Raw genomic sequence first — 22,378 nt, 5'->3', positions numbered from 1 at the left:
TGATAACTAATGGTGCAACATCCAAGGTCGCCCACAGGATTGGGAGCGATATTTTGGCGAGTTTGGATCAGAATTTGAGTGCTGTTCACGCTTGATCAGTTTGGGTTCTCTTCCCCCCTTTGAAATAGGCAAAGAGCTGGAAAGCTGAACCATGGGAACTGAAATGAGACGTTTCCCTTCCTGATTGCAAGAAGGACAATAGGCCGGATCTCGATATTGAGATAAGGGCCGCCATACCTCAAACTCCCCACAGGTTTGACACTTAAACTCATACAGCGGCATCTTCCTATTCCACCCCCTTGAACGAGGCATCGGATAACATTCACCTAGGGAGAATATCTATGTCGAAGATTTGCGTAGGAACAGCCACAGTACAGCAAGCATTGGGAATATCGACGATCCCACTCACTCTGCCCTCCACCGGTGCAGAACTGAGCAGCAGATAAGCTTGTTCTCCCGTAAAGCCGAATTTTTTCAGATATTCGATGGCATTTAAGCAGGCGCGTCGATAGGCAATGTGAACATCCATATAATGCTGCTTACCTGTAAGCTCGTCCACAGAAATGCCCTCAAACACAAGGTATTCCGAGTAACGTGGCTCAACAGGGCCGGGCTTAAAAATGGGGTTAACCAATCCGTACTTCTCAACACCACCCTTGATTAGATCGACGTGGAGATCGATGTAGCCCGACATCTCAATAGCGCCACAAAAAGAGATCTCCCCATCCCCTTGCGAGAAGTGAATATCTCCCATCGACAGCTTGGCACCCTCCACGTAAACCGGGAAGTAGATCCGTGTTCCTTTAGACAGGTTTTTAATATCGCAATTACCGCCGTGCTCTCGCGGGGGCACCGTCCGAGCCGCTTCAGCAGCAACCCGCTCATACTCTGACTTGGGCAAAGTTCCCAAAATTGCGTTCTTGGGATTGGGCAAGGCGGCCAGCACAGGCTGATTGCCGGATAGCCCCGCGCCGTAAGTGCGCAAATCGGGAGCCGAAGCGACCAGCTCAGCTTCCCGCTTATTCCAAGCCGCCAGCAACTCGTGAGATGGGGCACAGCCAATGAGGCCGGGGTGAATGATGCCGGCAAAGCGCACATGGGGAATGTGTCTGGAAGTGGTGTAAATGCCTTGAAAATCCCAGATGGCTTTGGCCGCGTTGGGAAAATGATCGGTGAGGAATCCCCCTCCATTTTCTTTGGCAAAAATACCTGTAAACCCCCACTCGTCTCCCGGCAGTGGCCCAATGTCTAACAGATCGACAACCAGGATATCTCCAGGCTGGGCGCCGTTAACCCAAATAGGCCCACTCAAAACATGGACAACGCTTAGGTCAACCTGCTCAATGTCGGAAGGATCATCGTTGTTTTTGATTTGCCCATCCGTCCAGTCTTTACACTCAATTCGGAATACCTCGCCAGGGTTTACAGAAACCACAGCGGGAATATCAGGATGCCAGCGGTTGTGACCCGGTAGATCCTGTTGATCCATTGGCTTAGTCAGGTCAACTTTAAACAGCGTTTTGGGCATGGGATCCTATCCTTGAGTCATCACTCTGCGGTCAGACTTTGAATGCACAAAAGCCTATCTCCAATAGAGAAGCTAATACTGTAGTAAAAGCTACAATTCATAGTGCTGTTATCTACAATCGCAGAGCGGGAGATGAGGAGCTTAGATCGACAGGCTATTTCACTGCAATTCAAAGTAACTATCAATCAATTCACCAAAGTAACGGCCAATCCATTCGGCGACAGATCGATTTAGCCGTCAGCTCCTAAAGCGTTGCAGGATCCTCTCCAGAAAATCCCTAGAGAACATGGTGGGTTGTCGGCCAAATCCTGATTTTTCAATTAGCCCCCTTGGCTTCCCTTGAGAAAGGGAAACTCAAGCTCTTTCTTGAGCTCCAAGTTCTGAAAACCCAATTGCCGCAAGCCGGGGATCCCGAATGCTCGGGCTAGTCAAGTGCCTGTAGCTGGGCTAGGAAATCTGCCACCGTCAGGGATCCCAGCTCCTGTCCATGGCGCTGGCGCACGCTCACCGTTCCTGCCGCTTGTTCCTGTTCCCCCACGATCAACATAAAAGGGATCCGGGCCTTCTCGGCATTGCGGATTTTTTTGGGCAAACGATCGCTGTCGGCATCGATGTGGACGCGGATCCCCTGCTCTCGCAGCTGATCCCGCACCTGGGTGGCGTAGCCCAGATACTGATCGGAAACGGGCAAAATGCGCACCTGTTCCGGGGCCAGCCAGAAGGGAAAATCCCCAGCGTATTCTTCGATGAGGATCCCAATCAGCCGCTCCAGCGAGCCAAAGGGAGCGCGGTGGATCATCACCGGGCGTTGCCGGGATCCGTCCTCAGCTACGTATTGCAGATCAAAGCGCTGTGGGTTTTGGTAGTCCACCTGAACCGTGCCCAGTTGCCACTCCCGATCCAGGGCGTCGCGGAAAATAAAATCCAGCTTTGGCCCATAGAAGGCTGCTTCGCCGATCCCTTCAAAGTGGGGCATCGACAACTTCTCCACAGCGCGACGGATGGCATTCTCGGCCCTGTCCCAGTCCTCAGGGGATCCCAGATATTTGTCCGACTTGGGATCGCGGAAGCTGAGGCGGGCGCGAAAATCCTTGAGCTTGAGCTTATCGAAAACCACCAAAATGAGATCGACAACCTTGAGAAACTCCTCCTCCAATTGATCGGGCCGGACAAACAGGTGGGCATCGTCCACCGTGAAGCCACGCACTCGCGTCAGACCTCCCAATTCCCCCGATTGCTCATAGCGATAGACGGTGCCGAATTCGGCATATCGTAGGGGCAAATCGCGGTAGGATCGCAGCTCGGATTTGTAGATTTGGATGTGAAAAGGACAATTCATCGGCTTCATGACAAAGCCCTGTTCGGCTGCGCGATCCTGCTCATTCTCCGCCATCATGGGGAACATATCTTCCCGGTACTTTTGCCAGTGGCCGGAGATCTTGAACAAGTCCACACGGGCAATATGAGGGGTAACCACCGGCAGGTAGCCCCGCTTGAGCTGCTCCTGCTTGAGAAAATCCTCCAGCACCCAGCGTAGGGTAGTTCCTTTCGGAGTCCAAAGGGGCAAGCCCGGACCCACTTCATCGGAAAACAGGAAGAGACCCAGTTCTTTGCCCAGCTTGCGGTGATCCCGCCGTTTGGCCTCCTCCAGCCGCCGCTTGTATTCCTTCAGCTCCTCTGGAGTTTCCCAGGCGGTACCGTAGATGCGTTGGAGCTGCGGCTTGGTCTCGTCCCCCCGCCAATAGGCGCCGGCCACGCTGAGCAGATCGAAAGCTTTGGGGTTGAGCTCTTGGGTGTTTTCCACGTGGGGACCGGCACAGAGATCCCACCATTCATTCCCCAAGTGGTAAATGCTGATGACCTCCCCTTCGGGAATGCTGTCTAAGATCTCCAGCTTGTAGGGTTCTCCGAGGGCTTCGATGCGGCGCTTGGCCTCTTCACGGCTCACCTCCTCGCGGATCACCGGCAAACCTTTTTTGATGATTGCCTGCATCTCTTTTTTGATGCGATCCAGATCTTCCGGCGTGAAGGGCTCGGGATGGTCAAAATCGTAGTAGAAGCCGTAGTCGGTTGTGGGGCCGATGGTCACCTGGGCCTTGGGAAACAGCTTTTGCACCGCCATAGCCAGGACATGGGAAGTGGTGTGGCGGATGCGCTCCAGTTTGGGAGACTCGTGAGTGCGCAGCAGTTTGAGGGTGCTGTTGGCCTTCTGAGGTGATTCGGCTGGCTGAGACATCGGAACCTGCTTCGACAACAAAGAAAGAACAGTGAAGAAATGGATATCCGTGTCCCTATCTTAGGCTGGGGCGAGAACGGCAGGGATCCCCAGCTAATCAATTCCCCTGTTTGCCGAGTCAACCGCGAACCTCACCTCACGACTCGGCCCGGAACAAGGGGGGAAAGTACACAGTATCCTAAAGGGGTTGACCCCCTTACCCGAGCCATGATCTCTTCGCCCACCAACTTCACGGAACGCTCTGTCACCTCTGCTTCCCCAGTTTCCGAAACCAGCCCGGCTTCTCGTTCTGAATCTTGGGCGGCCCCCGTTCTGGCGGCCATCGATGTGGGCAGCAACTCTCTCCACATGGTGGTGGTGCGCATCAATCCCCGTATCCCCAGCTTCACCATCATCTCCCGCGAAAAAGCCACCGTGCGGCTGGGGGAATACTGCAACCAGACGGGCGCCCTCACGCCTGCAGCCATGGAGCGGGCCCGGACGGCTCTGGAGCGGTTTTGCCGCATTGCTGAGAGCTTTCAGGTGCAGGATATTGTTGCCGTGGCTACCAGTGCTGTGCGCGAGGCCCCCAATGGGCTGGAGTTTTTGAAGCGGATTGAACGGGAGCTGGGCCTGCGGGTGGAGTTAATCTCGGGGCAGGAAGAGGCCCGCCGCATCTACCTGGGGGTGCTCTCGGCGATGGAGTTCCACAACCGGCTGCACGCGGTGGTGGATATTGGTGGCGGCTCCACCGAGCTGATTTTGGGCAATGGCCAAGAGCCGGAGTTTCTGCGCAGCGTCAAGGTAGGGGCAGTGCGTCTGACCCAGGCTTTTTTGCACCACGACCCGCCCACTTCTGCCGAACTGCAAGCCCTGCGCCAGCACATCCGCGGCATGCTGGAATCCCCCATCGAGCAGATGAAGCGGATCCTTGCCTCTTCACAACAACAGGGATCCCTGCCTTTGGTGGGCACCTCTGGCACCGTCGAGTGCCTGGCCCAGTTGGATGCCCGCCGTCGGTTGGGCGCTCTCCCCCATCGCCTGCAGGGGTATGAGTTCAGCCTGGAAGCCCTGCGCGGCTACATCAAAGAGCTGCGCTCCCTCACGGTGGCCGAACGGCAAAAGCTGCCCGGCCTGGGGGAAAGGCGGGGGGAGATCATCCTAGCCGGGGCGGTCATCTTGGAAGAAGTGATGACCCTGCTGGGGGTGGAGCGGATCCAGTTTTGCGAACGGGCTCTGCGGGAAGGGCTGATCGTGGACTGGATGATCGGCCAAGGGCTGATTGAGGATCGGCTGCGCTACCACAGCTCGGTGCGGCGGCGCAGTGTGCTCAAGCTGGCGGAAAAATATCAGGTGGAGCTGCCCTATGCCGAACGGGTGGCCGAATTTGCCCTCAGCCTTTTCGATCAAACCCGCGGCATCCTGCATGGCTGGGGATCCCGGGAGCGGGCTCTTCTCTGGGCGGCGGCCATGCTGCACAACTGCGGCCACTTCATCAGCCATGCCGCCCACCACAAGCACTCCTACTACCTGATCCGCCATGGAGAACTCTTGGGCTTCAACGAAGAAGAGGTGGAGGTGATCGCCAACTTGGCCCGCTACCACCGCAAGTCGCCCCCCAAGAAGAAGCACGAGAACTTCCAGCGCCTCAGCGACGAGCGGGATCGCCAAGTGGTGCTGGAACTGAGCCCCCTGCTGCGCATAGCCTGTGCTTTGGATCGCCGCCGCCTGCAGGCCATTCAAGCCCTGCACTGCCGTTTTCAGCTCCTGGGAGAAGGCCCCCGCCGCATGGAGTTGATTTTGGATCCCAGGCATCCCAATGATGACTGCGCCTTGGAGCTGTGGAGCTTGAACGAGAAGAAAAAAGTCTTCGAACAGCAGTTCAAGCTGCAGGTGATCCCCAAATTGTCCACTCAGATCGAGCGCAGCTCAAATCCTTTTGAGGCAGCAGTTTAGCCCCTGCCCGCAGGAGGTTTCTGGTGGGCACCTGGCAACGGTAGAATGTTTGACGATGAAGCTGTGGTTGTGGGCGGCTCTCTCGCCACTGAGTGCTGAGCAAAACGGAGTTGTTGAGATGGCCAAGTTGTTGTTGGGGGATCAAGCCTTTGAGGTCGAGCTGCTGACGGATGTGCCCACCAATTGGCCGGGAATTAAAGTCATGTCTAAGGGGGCCAAGCTGGACATTCCAGCGGGAACTGTGGTGAAGGTGGAGTCCGAGGATGACCACGCGACCGGGTCCTACAAAGTGGTCTATCGTCTGGCCCCCGCCTATCCCCGCAGTTGGAGGCTACTCCTGGAGCGGGAGAGCGTCGCCACGGCGCCTCAGGTGGCATCGGCTCCAGAACCAGAGGTTGCTCAGGCCAGCAGCTCAGAAGGAGGGCTGCCCAATAGCGATAAAATCTTCGCCATCAAGGTATCCGGCCTCGTGGGAGGAGGTGTGCGCAGAAGCGTTGTCGAGTACAAAGTGCCCTTCAGCCGCCTTTCCCAAGAAGTGAAGCGGATTACCCAAATGGGAGGCAAGATCGTCAGCATTGCCGAGTCCAATCTGCTAAGCACCCTTGAGTAGCGGGCGGCTTCCTGGGAGGTTCTGGGTTCTTTCAGGCCACCCGTCCGGGCCGTTTTGGTTCAAACAATTTCAACGAGGGATCCCTGTAGAAAGCATGCGGCGATTTCTCCCCTATCCCCAACCTGAGGATGGGGTGGTAGGCTGGCGTTGGTTTTGCCGTTGCCTGGAAGGCTGCCTTTTCCTGCTGTCCTGGGGGTGGGCTTTGGGTAGGAAAAGGCGTTCCGGCGAGGGCTGAGCTTTTGCAATTGGGAGTGGGGAGTGAGGTCATGACATCTCGACGACATCCAACGCGCTTGGGAGGGTCGATACCCCAAGGCTACTCAGGCTCTGGGTCAACAAAGGGATCCCAGCCGTACCCCTCGCCCACTCCACGACAAAGCTTTTCCTCTTCCTCTCGACGTCCGCTGGCCAAGTCTCGACCGAGGTTACTCCCCTTCTTAAGCTTGCTGGTGATCCTGCTGGGATTTGGGGCTGGGGCCCTGGTGGCCTGGGCAACTGCTCATCCCGATTGGGTCAGCCGCTTGCCAGGGCTATCGCCGCCTGTAGCCGAGATACCCGCTCCCCGCGCCCACGCTAAAGCGGCTCAACAGCGCTTGCCCATCTCCTTAGAGACCCAACTGGAGCGGGATCCCTTTGCTTTGGATCCCTTGGCCAGCCTTTCTTATGTGCCCGCCATCATGTATCACGATGTGGTGGCTGGCCGCAAGCAGGTCTGGTTCGACACTACGGCGGCGGAGCTGCGGCAACACTTTGAGGCCATTAAGCAGGCGGGGTTGACCCCCATCCACATCGACCAACTGTACAAACACCTGCGGGACGGGGATCCCTTGCCCGAAAAAGCCATTTTGCTCACTTTTGACGACGCTTACCTGGGCCTGTACGAAAACGCCTACCCCCTTCTCAAGGAGTACAACTACCCCGCCGCCTATTTTGTGCAAACCGGGTTTGTCGGCGTGCCCACCAGCAAGGATCACTTCACCTGGGATCAGATGCGGGAGATGGATGCCAGCGGGCTGATCGACTTTGCCGCCCACACCGTCACCCATCCCCCTGACCTGCGGGTGCTAGACGATGCCCGTCTGCGGCGGGAAGTGTTCGACTGCAAGACCAAGCTGGAGCAGGAGCTGGGCCACCCCATCCACTACTTTGCCTATCCCGAAGGCAACCGGGACGAGCAGGTGAAGCAATACCTGGCCGATGCCGGTTACCGGATGTCTTTTACGATGGATCCCGGTTTTACAGGACAATCGCCCAACCTGCTGGAGGTGCGGCGCTTTAACCAGTTTCGCCTCACCGAGGCCATTCTTGGCGCCCGCACCTTTAGCCTCAGCCGCAGCCTCGACTACTGGCTGGATGTGACGCAGCCTCTGGCTCTGACCGACGAGATCATTGACGGGGTGCGGGTGCTCACCATCCGCGGCGGACGGGCAGCCACAGTGCACGCAGAACGGCGCTACGAAGTCAGGACGTTGGTCCAGCGCTACCAGGCCGATGCTGGCATTAACGGCAGCTTCTTCTCCATCCCCTGGATCAACTCCGCCAGCAACGTCATGGTGGGGCCGGTGATGGCTGCCAACCACAAGACCTTCATCCCCGGTCGCCCCGAAGATGACAAGGTGGTGCGCGGTCGCCCCTTGGTGCTGCTGGGCAGGGATCGCATCCGCTTTGTGCCCTTTGATCCCGACACCATGACTCACTTGGAGAACATCCGCCAGTTGATGCCGGATGTCACAGATCTGTTTGTGGCCGGTCTGTGGCTGGTCAAGGATGGTCATGCCCTCTCTCCGGCGGAGATCAACTCGTTCCGCCTTGCCAGCGCTGCTGAGTTTCGCCCCAGAGCTTTCTTTGGTGTGGATGACCAGGAGCGGGTGGTGATCGGAGTTACCAAAACCCACGTCAACGCCGCCATCCTGGCCAGTCTGCTGCCCAAAACCGGGATCCGGGAAGCCGTGCTGCTGGACTCTGGCTTTAGCACCTCCCTGGTCTACCAAGGGGAGATCCTCGCCACCGGCCATGCCGGTCCCAACCAGCCTAGCCGTCCTGTGCCCCATGCCATCTTGCTCTACGACATGAACCGCCTCTGGGCCAGGGATCCCCTTCCCGAGGCCAAGGCTGGCTCTGAGGGAGATCGGCTGGAGGGGCTGGTGCAACTTTTGCCCGGCAGCGAGCAAGAGGCGGCCAAAGCCCAACTCAAGAGCATTCTGGCCGGCCAACGCACGTTGAGGCGGGGGGATCGGGGGGCGGCGGTGGTGGCGGTGCAACTGGGGTTGAGCCACCTGGCCACTCAGCAGGGACGGCTGGATCTACTCCCTTCGGGCCCTGATGGGGTGTATGGTCAAGAGCTGGCCCAGGCAATGGCGGAATTGGTGCTGGCTGCACCTGAGCGCAGTGAGATGGGATCCCCCCTTCCAGCCACCCCTACCCCCCTGGTGGCCGGAACGGCGACAGCCCGCCAAGGGGTGGACATCCTCGATGCTCAACTGCTGCGGCGTCTGCTGGAGCGCGTTAACTTGGCCTCTCCCTCGGTACTGGTGGATACGCGCTTGGAACGGTCAGCCTTGCTCCTAGAGCGCAAGCCGGAGCGTAAGCTGCTGCCCAGCGCTTCTGTCCAACCCCACATCGGTGCTCCCAGCCTGACCTCCGGGTTAAGTCGGTAATCTGCGATACAGCCATTCCGCAACAGAGGGTCTATCCTGGCCGAAGAAGTCCGGCTTGCCTCCAGCCCTGGGGGCTAAGTTTGCTGTTTACCCTGCCGGTGGTGCTTAGGAGAGGTGTGCTGAGGGAGGTCATGACATCTGCTGCTGAAGGGGGGCCGAGAACCCTGGGGCGACCTGGGTAATGGAGAAGCGGATTCTCGGCAACCCGGCTGATCCCCTGCGGTCGGCTGCCCAGCTCGAGCCGGGCATGTGGGTACGGCTGTTGTATCCTCCTTCTGTTAAGGGGAGGCTGGGGATCGTCCTCACCCGTGAAAACCGCGACCGCTGGCTGGTGACTCTGGCCGGTGAGGGAGAAGAGGTGGTCCTGTCCCTGGCGGCACGGGAACTGGTACCCCTTGGCTGAGGTTGTCAGGTTGTCAAGGATATCTTGGCGAGGGCTGGTTCTGTTATCCTGCTCTCAATGAGGTTTTTCAGGTCGCTGCTCTATGGTTGCTGCTCTGGCCTTCAACCCTTCCTCGGATCCCCCTCGATCGCTTCTGCCCGAGGAGATCACCTGGCTGGGCAGCCTCACCTACAATGAACAGGGCCTGATCCCGGCCATCGTGCAGGACTACCTGGATGGGACGGTGCTGATGGTGGCCTGGATGAACCGGGAGTCGCTGCAGAAAACTTTGGAAACGGGCCGCACCTGGTTCTGGAGCCGGTCTCGCCAGGCCCTGTGGCCTAAGGGGGAAACTTCCGGTCATGTGCAGTGGGTCAAGCAAATCCGCTACGACTGCGACGGCGACGCCCTGGTGATCTTGGTGGAGCAGGTGGGAGATGCGGCTTGCCACACGGGGGCGCGCAGTTGCTTCTTCCGCCCACTGCCAGGGGATCAAAGGGATCCCATCCCGGCAGCAGATACTCTGTCTCAGGTGTTTGCTGTGGTGAAGGCCCGCCAGGCAGATCCCCGTCCCGACTCCTACACCAGCAGCTTGCTGGCCAAGGGAGAGAACGCCATTCTCAAGAAACTCGGCGAGGAAACGGCTGAGGTGGTGATGGCGGCCAAGGATCAAGACCGCGCTGCCCTGGCCCGCGAGGTGGCCGATCTCTGGTACCACTGCCTCGTGGCTCTTGCTCATTATCAGGTGGATATTAAGGATGTCTATCGCCAGCTCCAAGCCCGCCGTTCCGCCAAGTGAAAGGGCCGTGTCCTCCGAAGGCGGCGCCCCTGATCTTCTGGATCCCTCTCTGGACAAAGCCCACCTGGATTTGCGAGCCACGCGGTGTGGACAAGTGGATCTGGAGACGGATCGGGAGACCTTGGCCCGTTACCTAAGAGGCCACGCCCAGTGGATCCAGCGGTGCTTTAGGCCGTTGCAGGTGGAAGCTTTGTCCGCCGAGACCTACCGGCTGCAGTTTTTTCGCATGGGCGGGCTGGGGTTTGAGCTGGAGCCCAGTTTTGGGGTCAAGATCTGGCCGGATAAAGATTACCGGTTTCGCCTGACCTCGATTGAGTTGCCCGGCGATGAGGGAATGCCTTACCGGGTCAGCTGCCAAGCCGATTTCCGGCTGGAGGAGCTACAGGGATCCCTGAAAGACCTGCCCACCACCCGTGTTCACTGGGCTCTTCATCTGGAGATCTGGCTGGCTTTGCCCAGGTTTTTGCAGGTTCTGCCCCGCAAGTTGGTTTATCGGGTGGCCCATCAAGTGGTGCAGCAGGTAACCCGGGGTATGAGTGACCGCCTCACCCACAATGTGTGCAGCGATTTCTATCGCTCTATTGGGTGTCCCGATCACCCCTATCGCTTAATTGCAGTGGAAGACAAAGCGTGATATCTTAGGTGCCAAGTAAGTTGCCGGTCAGCTTTCGAGTAGTGCTCCGGCAACCGGCGATGGAGTTCGCCGCGACCGCCTCACTTGGAATTTTTCTATAGAGGAAGAGGGTTCTAACCTCAAAAGCTGAGGCTGATGACTCCTACACTTCTGGGCAAGTCCAGGGGGTAGGGGTCTTTGGCTTTGTTTGAGGCCCCACCCTGCGGACGCGATGGTGCTCCCACTCCTGACGCGGATGGCTTTTTCTCCCTGGGCTGCCCTTCAACACCCTGACGACAAGGAGATGAGGATCTGGTGATGCTGGGCAGTTGGCTGTGGATCTTGGTGATGGGCTTTTTTGTCGGCCAAATCGTGGGTCGGCTGGGGATGCCCCCTCTGTTGGGGATGATCCTCGTAGGGATCCTGCTGGGAGATGTCCTATCCCCGGAGGTGCTGGCAGCGGCAGGGGATCTGCGGCTGGTGGCGGTGATGATCATTTTGATGAAGGCGGGCCTGGGGCTGGATCGGGAGAAGCTGGTCCAGCAAGGGTCTGTAGCCCTGCGGCTGGGTTTTTTGCCGGCCGCCTGTGAGGCGGTGGCAGTGGCCCTGTTGAGCACTGGGATCCTGGGGTTAGACTGGCCTACCGGTTTGCTGCTGGGCTGTGTGATCGGGGCAGAGTCGCCGGCTGTGATCGTGCCGGGGATGTTGCGCCTCAAGAGTTTGGGCTGGGGAGTAACCAAAGGGATCCCGGATGCTATTTTGACCGGCAGCGCCCTTTCCGATGTGCTGCTGCTCTTAGGGTTTAGCCTGTTGCTCAGCTTTTTGGGCCAGGGCTCTGCAGAGAGCGTTCGCCTGCTGGGGCTGGAGCTATCGCCGCTGCAGTGGCTGCCGTTCCAAGTGGGGATGGAGATCCTGCTGGGCATAGCCATAGGCTACCTGGGGGCGCGGGTTCTGGTGTCGCTGCTAACCCAACAAAACTGGACCCGCAACAGCGTCCAGGAAGCGCTGCTGGCTGCCTGTATGGCCCTGGGCTTGGTGCTGGCACCGCAGGTGTGGCCCTATTTTTCCGGCTATCTGGCGGTGATGGCCATGGGGTTTTTTCTGATTGAGCTGGATGCCCCTTTGGCGCGGCGGCTGCGGGGTGGGTTCGATGCCCTCTGGACGGTGGCGGAGATCGTGTTGTTTGTGCTACTGGGAGCGTCGCTGGATCTGGGGGTGCTGGGATCCGTGTTTTGGCCGGGCTTGCTGCTCTTGACCTTGAGTCTGCTGCTGGGGCGGGGCCTGGGTTGGTGGCTTTCCACTCTGGGAAGCAATTGGAACGGGCGGGAGCGGCTGTTTTTGCTACCGGGCAACATGGCCAAGGCGACGGTGCAGGCGGCTATTGGTGGGATCCCTTTGGCCCAAGGGATCCCCGGTGGGGAGATCATTTTGGCTTTGGCGGCTCTGTCGATTTTGGTCACGGCCCCCCTGGGTGCTTGGCTGACCCAGGTGTGTGCTCCCCGGCTTTTGGAAAAAGGAGAGGTGGATCCCACCAAGGTGGGCAGCCAGGGCAAGGTGAGCTTTTTGGCAGCGGTGGACACCTCCCCTTTGGCCGAAGCCGTGCTGCGCAAGGTGGCCGATTTGGCGCGGCGGGTGGATGGGGAAGTGATTGTGCTGCATGTTACCGATGAGCTGCAGGGGAAAGGGGTGGAACAGTTGCGCCAGCTTGCCCAGCGCCTTTTGGCGGATATTCGCCACCAGTTCTGCCTGGCTTCCGGGCCCTTGGCGGAGACCATTGTAAACATAGCCCAGGAGCGGCAGGTTACCGACATCGTCATGGGCAAGCGGGGCCACCGCGGCTGGGAGCAGGTTTTGGTGGGATCTACCTCCCAAGCCGTTCTGGAGACCAGCTCTATTCCTGTAATTCTGGTCGAATCTCCTCAAGGAAGTCCTGGGCAGGTCATTAGCCGACCAAAGTAGAGGTTATTTAGCTCTCCGAGGTATCCACCGGTTTTCGGCCAGGGTGAAGCACCTTTTTTCTTTCTTGGTAGGGCAACAACTGGGATCCTCGGGGCCATGGGCAAGCATATCTAAGCAGACCTCAGCCTTTCCTCCAGAGTCACGGGCAACTGAAACATTGTTAACTACAACCCCATCGCCGAGGTACACAGGCTCCAGGGGCGTAGGTTTTTTGCTGCCGCCCAACAGCCCAGATAAGGTTGTCCAGAAAGCATTCCCTCCTGTATTACTTAATGCAATCGCCACTACATCCTGAAGCCCATCGTTGTTAAGATCGGCAGGCGCTAGCTTTTCGAGGCTTACTCTTAGGAACCCTTCTTCGAGAGGGCTAGAGCCTCTCTGATACTGGCCATTTTGAAAACGAACTCGCTCAATATTTTCGGGTAAAGCAAATATGAGATACTCAGCGTTTAAGAATGCCTGCTGAGCAATAGCTATTGAAATCGGACAGATACCCAAGAGAAAACAGGCTAGCTTAAAAAGCACTCTTTTAGCGGCCATTGCTTCTCTCCTCTTACCAGAAGGACAGGGGAAGCTCGATTCTGTTCGAGGCAAACAAAGGAGAACAAGACCTGCTCAGCTCTAGGTTCTCCTGGGCCGGCAGTTGCTCCCGGCTAGATGAAGACTCTTCTGAAGCTCTCTTTGCCCTTACTCTTCTATCTATGGATTCTAGCCATGGACGTAACGAGCTGCTGCTGTTGATGCTTGTACTGAATCTATGGAGCTGGACATGATCCCTTCTGCCTGGCGCTTTATCCTCCTTCTGGGGATCGTCAGCTTGTGTGCCGATGCCACCTACGAAGGAGCCCGCAGCATTTCTGGAGCTTTTTTGGGATCCCTAGGGGCCAGCGGCACGGTGGTGGGCCTGGTGGCCGGCGGGGGGGAGCTATTGGCCTATGGCTTGCGGCTGGGGGTGGGCTATTGGAGCGACCAGCTGGGCAGGGATCCCTTGCACCGCAGTCGGGGGCACTGGCAGCTCACCACCTTGGGCTATGTCATCAACACGGCGGTGATCCCGGCTTTGGCCTGGGTGGGCAGTTGGCCTTGGGCCGCCGTGCTGCTCTTGGCCGAGCGGACCGGCAAAGGGATCCGCACCCCGCCGCGGGACGTGTTGCTTTCTCATGCAGCCCTGCAGGTGGGACGGGGCTTGGGGTTTGGCCTGCATGAGACCCTAGATCAAATTGGGGCAGTGGCAGGGCCGCTGCTGGTGGCAGCCATGCTAGGAGCGGGATATGGCTTCCGGGGCGCGTTTTTGGCCTTGGGGATCCCGGCAGCGGTGGGGCTGGCGGCTTTGGGGCTAGCGCAATGGCTGTATCCCAGTCCGCGCGACTTTGAGCCGGAGCCGGAGATGACTCCAGCAAAAGGCTTGCCCAAAGTTTTCTGGCTGTATCTTTTGGCAGCAGCCTGTGTGGCTATGGGGTTTGCGGATTTTCCCCTCATTGCCCTGCATCTGCAACAACAGTCAGGGAGCGATGGGGCAGGGATCCCTTTGCTCTATGCCCTGGCCATGGGGGTGGATGCCCTAGCAGCCCTGGGCTGTGGCTGGCTGTTTGACCGCGTGGGGCTGTGGAGCTTGCTGGGAGCGGTGGCGGTATCGGCTGGATTTGCGCCTCTAGCCTTTTCCGGCACCTATGCTCTGACGGTGCTGGGCATGGTGCTCTGGGGCATTGGCTTGGGCGCTCAGGAATCGGTCATGAAGGCGGCAGTAGCCAGCATGGTGACCCCCCAGACGAGGGGCTTTGCCTTCGGCCTGTTTACCAGCGTCTACGGCCTGGCCTGGTTTTTGGGCAGCGCCCTGATGGGGGTGCTTTATGATTTCTCCCTTCCAGGTCTGGTAGCCTTCTCAGTGGCTGCTCAAGCTGTGGGAGCGGCTATCCTGCTGGCTGTAGCGGGACAGGCTGGGGCTGGGCAATGAAAAAGCCCTGCACCAGATCCACGCCGTGTTCGCAAACCCACTGTAGCTCCCCCGCAGTCTCGATCCCTTCCGCTAGCGTGGTGATCCCCAGGTCTTGGGCCAGCTCCAGCAGCTTTTGGGCAATCACCGCCTTGTAGGGATCCCGGTCCACCCCGCGAATGAGCTCTCCATCCAACTTGATCATGTCTGGCCGCAGCTGGTGCAGCAGGTTCAGGGATCCATAGCCAGCCCCCAAATCATCCAAAGCCACCCGAAAGCCTGCCTGCTGATAGAAGTGCAAAATCCGCTGCAAATGGTTCAAATCGGGGCTGCGGTCAGACTCATTGACCTCAAACACCACCCGCTGGGGCGGGATCCCGGCGCGGCTAATAGCCCAGACAGTATGGCGCAGGCAAAAAGCCGGGTCGTAGATGGCAGTGGGGCTGAAGTTGATAAAGAGATCCCCCTGCAAGTGGTGCTGCATGGCCGCGGCAATGGCCGTGCGGCGGGCGGCCAAGTCCAGCTGGTAGAGCAAATGGGCTTCCCGAGCCATAGCAAAGAGCAAACCCGCGTTGATCAACCGCCCTTCCTTGTCCAGTCCTCGCACCAGCGCCTCATGGCCCACCACAAAAGCGGGATCCCGCGCCTGGACAATGGGCTGAAAGTAGGTGGTGAGCCGGCTTTCTGCCAACACTTCCAGCAACAGCTCGGCCTGAGTGCGGTGGAACAACTCCTGCAACAACTCCACCCGGGCGCAATCCTGCCAACAGGGATCCCTATCTCCGGCCAAAAACAGAGCGCGGCTGGCCCGCATCTCCTGCTGCGAAAGAACCTCGGCCATTCCTTCTAGGGTTTTCTTGAGGGCCCCCTGGGCAATGGAAACCGCCAGGCCAAGGTTTTCCAAAAGTTGAACCGAAAGGGGGGCTGGGATCCCCTCCTTAGCCTCCAGAAGCCGCACCACCTTGCGCTGGGTGTGAGGGGTGGGCAGCCAGAGAAACAGACGCCCTGCCTCCTGCCAAAAGGTAGGCAGAGCCGGACACTCAGGACAAGACATAGGATTTTGGGGAATAGCTAGGCAGTCCCACCGACAGTATGCCCTCGCTCTCCCAGGAGAAAGCAAACTTTACAAACAGCGCTAGAACTGATCTTTCATACCTCGCAGCCGGGCAAAAACCCGCACCGGATCCTGAGCTCCGGTGGCTGCCTGCAAAGCCGGCTGATCCCAACGCAAGAAGGGATTGGTGCGGCGTTCCTCGCCAATGGTGCTGGGGACAGTCGGGGATCCCGTCTGGCGCAGGGCAGCCACCTTTTGGTAACGGGCCTGCAGGTCGGGGTTGTCTCCATCCACTGTCAGGGCAAACCTGAGATTGTTCAAGGTGTATTCGTGGGCACACCACACCCGTGTGGCTTCCGGCAACTGCCGCAGTTGATCCAGGGATCCCACCATCTGCTCCGGCGTGCCTTCAAACAGCCGCCCGCATCCCCCGGCAAACAGGGTATCGCCACAGAAGAGATCCCCACTCTCGGAAAAGTAGTAGGCAATATGGCCGCGGGTATGGCCGGGCACAAACAGCACCTTTGCTAGCCGACCCGCAAACTCCACTGTTTCCCCTGCCTTGAGCTCCACCGTCTGGCCAGGGATCCGCCCCCGATCCACCTGGCCGCCATAGACTCTGGCACGGGGATAGCGCTCCAAAAGCTGTCGGTTGCCCCCCACGTGGTCGTGGTGGTGGTGGGTGTTGAAAATGGCCACCAACTCCGCCCCCAGCTCGGCCAGCTTTTCCAACACGGGCTCAGCCACTGCCGGATCCACCACGGCTGCTGTTGCAGTGTCGGGATTGTGGAGCAGGTAGATGTAGTTATCGCGCAGGGCAGGCAACTGGAGAACGCGCATGGCTCGGCTAACTCTCAAAAATGGCCTGTTCTACGTCTTGCCGGCTGAGGGAATAGGGAAAAGATAAAGTTTTCGTGTTGCCGTCTGGGTAGGTGTATCGCACCCAAATGCTGGTTTCTTCCAGGCGCAAAATGGCTTTCCAGCCAGGCCGTTCGCAAAACCACTGCTCCACATCCTGCGGATCGCGGGTGCAGCCCTGATCCTCCAGCCAGCGTTCGATGGTGTGGAGCGGGTGATTGTACAGGGGCGTGGTTGCAGGAGGCAAAGGCATGGCGAGATTCAAGAAAAGCAATCAAACCCTAGAGTCAACGGGCTATGTTCATTCAAGCACTCCTGATCCAGAATCCGAAAACTCGATCCCAATGTCCTACCGAAGAGGGCAGGAAATGCTCGCAGAATCAGCTTGCCCCACTCTCTCGCAGCCAAGCGAGGACACCTGCCAACACCAAACACACAACCAGGGTGGATCCCATCAGCAACAGGGCACAAAGCTCACCAGGTGAAAGTGGGCGGGTTTCCATGCGCAGCTCCAGAGAGTCAGCGTCTAGGGATCCCGTCATGCTCAGAGATCCCGTGTTGGCAGTCACCGCCCGTAAGCTGGCATCGTAGATGGCCCGTTTCGTCGGGTTGCTGAGGACAAGGTAGGCCTCCTGCAACTCTTGAAAGCAGCGAATGGCCACTTCCGGGGCCAGGGGAGAAGTATCGGGATGGTAGCGTTTGCTCAACTGCCGATAAGCCCGCCGGATGGCCTCAGGAGACGCCCCTGGAGACAGGCCCAACCGTTGGTAGTAGGTGAGGGAGGTCAACGAGCGCATGCAGGCTAATGGATAAGCGAGACGGTAGGGTCAGCAGAGCGCTTCTCCAGGGAGCTAGACCTTAATCCAGTGTATTACTCGTGCAGCCGCCGGGATCCCCGCAGCAAGCCTCAATAGAGCTTTATTCTTCTTCCTCTTCTTCGGACTTGGCTTTGGGGTAGTAGAAGCCGGTGTTGCGACCGCTCAAAATCGACCGCCCAATGGTCATGGCTCGCTGGGCCTGTAGCTTTGCTTTGCCAAGCCAGACGGCGTAGCGCCTGCGACTGCGGGCTTTAGAGGTTTTCTTCTTGGGAACAGGCATAGCTTGTACAAGAATACAGCCTTACTAGGCTAGCACTGATCGCGTCAGCGGCGGAGTCCTAGCTTGCACCGCCGATCCCAGCTTTATCCAGGCAAGTGGCCTATCAGCGCTTGACTGAAAGAGGGCGAGCATCTCGGCTCAACAGAGTTGAGATCTGTCAACTCTTCTGTGCAAATCTTCTCAATCCATTTTCCCAACAGCCCTGTAGCCGCTAGAGTATGGGACATCTGCTGGGAACAGGCGATGCCGGGATCCTTAACCCTTAGCCGCCAGGTGATATCGGTCACCGCCCTGAAGCTCTTTTGGATGCAGGCTGTGAGTGAAATGTGGCCCCCCTCAGATTTAGGAGATCGCTCAACCATGCGCAACCTCTCTTCCATCTTGCTGTTCGGGATCCCTTTGGTAAGCCTAGGCTGGACAGGGATCCCGGTGGTGGCCCAATCCGCCAATCCAGCCCTCTGCCAGCAATTTCCCCAAGACATTCGCTGCACCCTCTCTGCCCCCAGACAGGTGGGACAAGCGCCGCAACCCACATCCCGTCCTCGGATTGCAGTCTTGGACTTTGATTTCAGCAGCCTCAGCAATCCCTACAGCTTCCGCGAGGCTTCTCGGGGGGTGAGCGACCTGTTGGTGGATCGGCTGGTGAGAGATGGCACCTTTTCCGTCATCGAGCGCTCGCGGCTGGACGCGATCTTGGCCGAGCAGAACCTGGGTCTATCCGGTCGACTGGATGCCAACACCGCTGCTCAGGTAGGCCGGATCCTAGGGGTCGATGCGGTGATCCTCGGCAGTGTGACCCAGTTTGATGTGTCTGTGCGCCGTTCTGGGGGTGGGGCACCGGTCTTAACTCCCTTCGGCAGCTTCCCGCTGGCGGTGGGCGCTGAGTCAGTGGATGCCGATGCCAACGTGCAGCTGAATGCCCGCTTGGTGAGCACCAGTACTGCCGAGATCTTGGCCGTGGTCGAGGGCAAAGGCAACGCCAGCCAGTCGGATAGCACGGTCACGGTTGCCGGCTTTGGCGGGGGATCCGCCACCAGCAACGAAGAGAAGCTGTTGGTATTGGCAAGCCAACAAGCGGTGGAGCAAATTGCCCAGCAGTTGGCCGGTTTTGCCGGGCGCTTGGCAGCTCAGCCTCGCTCTCTGCCAACGGTTGACGCCTTGGTGGCGGATGTCTACGGCAACCAGGTGATCCTGAACAAGGGCAGCCGCGATGGCTATCGGGTGGGATTGATTCTTTCTGTGGAGCGCGTCGTCCGCGAGGTGAAGGATCCGGCCACGGGGGCCGTTTTGCGCAAATTGACCGAGCCAGCCGGACAGGTCCAACTGACGGAGGTGGATGACAGCTCCAGTGTGGGACGCATTCTCAGCGGGGCAGGCTTCAAGGTTGGGGATGTGGCCAAGCCTGTCCAATGAGCTTTCCCAAGCCCTATCCTCAGGATCCCTCGATGGGAGCATGACTCTAGTCAATAATAAGCTCAACTATACTGAAAATAATGTATAATATGTTCGGTACGGATTACTACCAGTTGATCTTTCTGTTTACTTTCGAGTCTGCCAACATGGTAGCCAAAGCAAAGCAGAAAATTGGTAGTAAGACGACACGGAAACTGCGCTTTGGGTATTCTACTCAAAGCTTTGCGGGATACCGCCATTCTGTTTGGAAACAAACAGAATGCTATCGCTGCATAGTTGAACAGTGATGTTCAGCAGTGTTCAGCGTAAATGTATCAGCAAAGCCCTGCCGTTGCGTGTTTTCGGTTACGGTGCGCGGCTCTAAAAATTGCAGCAGGTAGTCGGGGCCGCCGGCTTTGGATCCCACGCCGGAGAGCTTGAAGCCGCCGAAGGGCTGCCGCTCCACCAACGCCCCGGTGATCTCGCGGTTGATGTAGAGGTTGCCGACGGCAAAGTCCTGGCGAGCCTGTTGAATGTGGGAAGGGGTGCGGCTGTAGAGACCGCCGGTGAGGGCGTAGGGGGTGGCATTGGCCATCTGCAGAGCAGAAGAAAAGTCCGGCGCTGAAATCACCGCCAAAACCGGGCCAAACAGCTCCCGCTGCGCCAGCTCTGACTGGGGATCCACCTGGCTGAACACAGTGGGGCCGACGAAGTAGCCTTTTTCCGGCACGGGCAGGCTGAGGTCGAGGCGGGCATCAGCCTTAGCCGATTGAATGGCCTGTTGCAGGCGAGCTTGGGCCTCTGCATCGATGACCGGGCCAACTTGGGTGCTGGGGTGGGCTGGATCCCCCACATTTAAAGAGCGCACCGCCTCGATGAGCCGCCCCAAGAACAGGTCGTGAATGGACTGCAAAACGATCGCCCGCGAGCAGGCGGAGCATTTCTGGCCACTGTAGCCAAAGGCGGAGTTGACCACCCCTTTGACCGCCTGATCCAGGTCGGCGCTTTCGTCCACAATGATGGCGTTTTTGCCCCCCATCTCGGCAATGACCCGTTTGATGTGGTGCTGGCCCGGCTGCAGTTGCGCGGCTTGGGCGAGGATTTGGCAGCCCACCGCCTGGGATCCGGTGAAGGCAATCAGGTGCACCCGCCGGTCTTGAACCAACAGGGGGCCAATGGCTTCGCCCACCCCCGGCAGGAATTGAAAGACACCCTCCGGGATCCCAGCTTCGGCAAGGGCCTTGAGGATAAACTCCGCCAGTTTGGCGGCGATCAGCGAAGATTGCTCCGCCGGTTTGAGGAGCACGCAGTTTCCGGCCACCAAAGCCGCCGCTGTCATGCCACAGGGGATGGAGAGGGGGAAGTTCCAGGGGGCGATCACCACCGCCACACCGCGGGGCTGGTAGTGGTAATGGTTGGTTTCGCCGGGCAGGTTGCACTCCCGTCCCCGCTCCAGAGCCTCCATCTGTTGGGCGTAGTAGCGGCAAAAATCGATGGCCTCGGAAACTTCCCCATCGGCCTGGGCAATGGGCTTGCCCACCTCCAGCACCATCCAGGCAGCCAGCTCCGCCCGCTGGGCTTCGATTTGCTCCGCCACCCGCCGCAGGATCCCCGCCCTCACGGCAACGGGGGTGCGCCTCCAGCTGGGAAAGCTGGCCTGGGCCGCTGCCAAGGCTTGCTCCACCTGTTCCAGATCGGTCAACCCAATTTCCGCCACCACCTGTTCAGGATCCGCAGGGTTGAGGGAGAGCATCGCTTGTCGGGTGGGGCGATATTCTCCGGCAATCCAGGGCTGAACCCTCTGACCCAGTTGAGGCCGGATCTCGTCCAATGCCTGAAAAAAGGGATCCCGCTGTTGGGGCTGGCTGAAATCCGTATCGGGAGCGGCGGCAAACGAGAGAGAAGGAGCCTGGAAAACGGATCCCTCGTCCAAGACCGGCGGGGCCAACAGCTGCTCGGGGTTGTAGCCCTGAACGCTTTGCCGCAGAAAAGAGGTGTTGGCGGTGTTTTCCAGCAAACGTCGGATCAGGTAGGCCATACCCGGCAGCAGCTCCCCGTAGGGGCAGTACACCCGCACCCGCTGTCCCTTCTGCACCAAGGCCTTGGCCAGGGGATCGGCCATGCCATAGAGCACCTGCAGTTCAAAAGCAGACTGGGGCACCTCCAGGGCTTGGGCAATGGCGATGGCTTTGGCCTGAGAGCGCACATTGTGGCTGGCAATGGCAGCGCGGAGATGGGTGTGGTGCTCCAACAAAAGCTGGGTCATGCGCTCGAAGTTGGCGTCGGTAGCAGACTTGCTGTTGTAAACCGGCTGTGGCCAGTGCTTTTGCGCCGCCAGGATGGTCTCTTGATCCCAGTAGGCCCCCTTGACCAAGCGCACCGTCACCGGGGATCCCCGCTCTTTGGCCCAGGCGATCAGGTTTTGCAGATCGGTGTAGCTATCCCGCAGGTAGGCTTGCAGCGTCAGGCCAACGTCGGTGCGGCTTTTGAACTCCGGCTCCAGCAGCAGCTCCTGCAAAATGGCCAGGGTGAGGGATTTGTAGCGGTACTGCTCCATGTCGAAATGGATCCCGACTCCCAGAGCTTCTGCCCGGCGCAACAGGATGCGAATCCGTTCCCCCACTTTGGCTTTGGCCCCCAGGGGATCGATGGGATCGAACTGGGAATAGAAGGCTGTCAGCTTCACCGACACTTGCGGCACAGGCTGCGGTTGTGGCCAGGTTTTGACCATCTTTGCCAAATGCTCCATCACCTGCAGATAGCGATCCAGGTAGGATTGGGCTTCCGCTTCGGTGATGACGGCTTCCCCCAGCAAATCCAGGGTGAAAGCCATACCCTGCCGGTGCAAAGCTTCCAGAGTTTTGCTGACTTGCTGTAGAGTTTCTCCGGCAATATAGCGGCGGGCCAGAGCTTCCACAGCAGCGGTGAGAGTGGTGGCAGCCAACTGTCCTGGCAGGGAGTCGGGGTCTGCGAAGTTGAGCAGGCTCTTCAGCATCCCCGGCAACTCTACTGCCGGATCCAAGAGATACTCCTGCAAATGGCGGGCCACCTCAGCCTTGCTTTTCAAGCTGGGCAAGACATCGATCAAGCGGAACAACTGGGTGCGCAGGTGGGGGTTCTCCATCGCCCAGGCCAGCAGCTTGTCCTCCCAGCGCAGTTGATCCCGCCACTGGGCCAGCAGGGATCGCTTCTCTCCCCAAAGAGAGGCCAACAAAGATTGGGCGAGAGCTTGGGTTTGAGCCTCGTAGGCGGTAGGAGCAGCTTGGGCAACCATCTGATGAACTGGGTGAACTGGGGCGCAGGATCCCTACCATCCTGTCATGG

The 22,378-nt window shown here is 58.8% G+C and carries 19 protein-coding genes and 1 riboswitch; of the genes, 9 read left to right on the top strand and 10 right to left on the bottom strand.

Features of this window, described 5'->3' with window-relative positions:
• Positions 1-6: 6 nt before the first annotated feature.
• The 3 genes from ACVWVQ_RS00335 to thrS form a co-directional block, all read right to left on the bottom strand.
• Positions 7-282: an FmdB family zinc ribbon protein gene (locus tag ACVWVQ_RS00335; protein ID WP_041438561.1), complete on the bottom strand. Its 276-nt coding sequence runs from the start codon at positions 280-282 to the stop codon at positions 7-9.
• Positions 283-322: 40 nt separating this feature from the next.
• Positions 323-1,528: a formamidase gene (gene fmdA / locus ACVWVQ_RS00330; RefSeq protein ID WP_414341590.1), complete on the bottom strand. Its 1,206-nt coding sequence runs from the start codon at positions 1,526-1,528 to the stop codon at positions 323-325.
• A gap of 424 nt (positions 1,529-1,952) precedes the next feature.
• Positions 1,953-3,764, bottom strand: a complete 1,812-nt coding sequence (gene thrS, locus ACVWVQ_RS00325) for a threonine--tRNA ligase (RefSeq protein ID WP_457506296.1) — start codon at positions 3,762-3,764, stop codon at positions 1,953-1,955.
• A 207-nt stretch (positions 3,765-3,971) separates the two neighbouring features.
• Here thrS and ACVWVQ_RS00320 point away from each other — a divergent pair, with 207 nt between their 5' ends.
• The 7 genes from ACVWVQ_RS00320 to ACVWVQ_RS00290 all read left to right on the top strand — a co-directional run bounded on the left by ACVWVQ_RS00320 (position 3,972) and on the right by ACVWVQ_RS00290 (position 12,719).
• Positions 3,972-5,699 carry a Ppx/GppA phosphatase family protein gene (locus ACVWVQ_RS00320; protein WP_457506294.1) on the top strand — a complete coding sequence of 576 codons (1,728 nt, stop codon included), beginning with the start codon at positions 3,972-3,974 and terminating at the stop codon, positions 5,697-5,699.
• Between the two features lie 118 nt (positions 5,700-5,817).
• Complete coding sequence (locus ACVWVQ_RS00315) at positions 5,818-6,309, top strand: phycobilisome linker polypeptide (protein ID WP_457506292.1); 492 nt, start codon at positions 5,818-5,820, stop codon at positions 6,307-6,309.
• 482 nt (positions 6,310-6,791) lie between these two features.
• Entirely contained in the window at positions 6,792-8,966 is a 2,175-nt protein-coding gene (locus tag ACVWVQ_RS00310; RefSeq protein ID WP_457506290.1) for a polysaccharide deacetylase family protein, read from the top strand.
• A gap of 181 nt (positions 8,967-9,147) precedes the next feature.
• Positions 9,148-9,369 (top strand): hypothetical protein, encoded by a 222-nt coding sequence (locus ACVWVQ_RS00305; protein ID WP_414522631.1) that lies wholly within the window; start codon positions 9,148-9,150, stop codon positions 9,367-9,369.
• A gap of 82 nt (positions 9,370-9,451) precedes the next feature.
• A complete protein-coding gene (gene hisIE, locus ACVWVQ_RS00300) occupies positions 9,452-10,147 on the top strand; it encodes a bifunctional phosphoribosyl-AMP cyclohydrolase/phosphoribosyl-ATP diphosphatase HisIE (protein ID WP_457506289.1) in 696 nt (231 codons plus the stop codon).
• Positions 10,107-10,781, top strand: coding sequence for a DUF1997 domain-containing protein (locus tag ACVWVQ_RS00295; protein ID WP_457506287.1), 675 nt, complete (start codon positions 10,107-10,109; stop codon positions 10,779-10,781). The genes hisIE and ACVWVQ_RS00295 overlap by 41 nt, the downstream gene beginning before the upstream one ends.
• Before the next feature lie 46 nt (positions 10,782-10,827).
• A riboswitch (Fluoride riboswitch) is annotated at positions 10,828-10,933 on the top strand.
• 145 nt (positions 10,934-11,078) lie between these two features.
• A complete protein-coding gene (locus ACVWVQ_RS00290; RefSeq protein ID WP_457506285.1) occupies positions 11,079-12,719 on the top strand; it encodes a cation:proton antiporter in 1,641 nt (546 codons plus the stop codon).
• Positions 12,720-12,722: 3 nt separating this feature from the next.
• Here the strand turns inward: ACVWVQ_RS00290 and ACVWVQ_RS00285 are convergent, their stop codons facing one another.
• Positions 12,723-13,259, bottom strand: coding sequence for a hypothetical protein (locus ACVWVQ_RS00285; protein ID WP_414382525.1), 537 nt, complete (start codon positions 13,257-13,259; stop codon positions 12,723-12,725).
• Positions 13,260-13,488: 229 nt separating this feature from the next.
• On the opposite strand from ACVWVQ_RS00285, the gene ACVWVQ_RS00280 reads away from it, so the two are divergent.
• The gene (locus tag ACVWVQ_RS00280) at positions 13,489-14,673 is read left to right on the top strand and encodes an MFS transporter (protein WP_457506283.1); all 1,185 of its coding nucleotides are present in this window, start codon (positions 13,489-13,491) and stop codon (positions 14,671-14,673) included.
• Here the strand turns inward: ACVWVQ_RS00280 and ACVWVQ_RS00275 are convergent.
• From ACVWVQ_RS00275 to ACVWVQ_RS00255, 5 genes are all read right to left on the bottom strand, one after another.
• Entirely contained in the window at positions 14,630-15,706 is a 1,077-nt protein-coding gene (locus ACVWVQ_RS00275; protein WP_414398746.1) for an EAL domain-containing protein, read from the bottom strand. The genes ACVWVQ_RS00280 and ACVWVQ_RS00275 overlap by 44 nt on opposite strands.
• Before the next feature lie 81 nt (positions 15,707-15,787).
• On the bottom strand, positions 15,788-16,546 hold the full coding sequence (gloB, locus tag ACVWVQ_RS00270) for a hydroxyacylglutathione hydrolase (protein WP_457506281.1): 759 nt from the start codon (positions 16,544-16,546) through the stop codon (positions 15,788-15,790).
• 7 nt (positions 16,547-16,553) lie between these two features.
• Positions 16,554-16,817: a DUF3143 domain-containing protein gene (locus ACVWVQ_RS00265; RefSeq protein WP_011431822.1), complete on the bottom strand. Its 264-nt coding sequence runs from the start codon at positions 16,815-16,817 to the stop codon at positions 16,554-16,556.
• Between the two features lie 127 nt (positions 16,818-16,944).
• Positions 16,945-17,361 (bottom strand): J domain-containing protein, encoded by a 417-nt coding sequence (locus ACVWVQ_RS00260; protein WP_414357882.1) that lies wholly within the window; start codon positions 17,359-17,361, stop codon positions 16,945-16,947.
• A 121-nt stretch (positions 17,362-17,482) separates the two neighbouring features.
• Positions 17,483-17,662 (bottom strand): 50S ribosomal protein L32, encoded by a 180-nt coding sequence (locus ACVWVQ_RS00255; protein ID WP_414357881.1) that lies wholly within the window; start codon positions 17,660-17,662, stop codon positions 17,483-17,485.
• A 360-nt stretch (positions 17,663-18,022) separates the two neighbouring features.
• Here ACVWVQ_RS00255 and ACVWVQ_RS00250 point away from each other — a divergent pair, with 360 nt between their 5' ends.
• Complete coding sequence (locus ACVWVQ_RS00250) at positions 18,023-19,075, top strand: CsgG/HfaB family protein (protein WP_457506279.1); 1,053 nt, start codon at positions 18,023-18,025, stop codon at positions 19,073-19,075.
• A 262-nt stretch (positions 19,076-19,337) separates the two neighbouring features.
• Here the strand turns inward: ACVWVQ_RS00250 and pruA are convergent, their stop codons facing one another.
• The gene (pruA, locus tag ACVWVQ_RS00245) at positions 19,338-22,328 is read right to left on the bottom strand and encodes an L-glutamate gamma-semialdehyde dehydrogenase (protein ID WP_457506277.1); all 2,991 of its coding nucleotides are present in this window, start codon (positions 22,326-22,328) and stop codon (positions 19,338-19,340) included.
• Positions 22,329-22,378 lie beyond the last annotated feature (50 nt).

It is taken from the genome of Thermostichus sp. MS-CIW-36 (assembly GCF_054059035.1).
The sequence above is the reverse complement of the archived record's forward strand: the minus strand, read 5'-3'. Positions and strand labels throughout refer to the sequence as shown.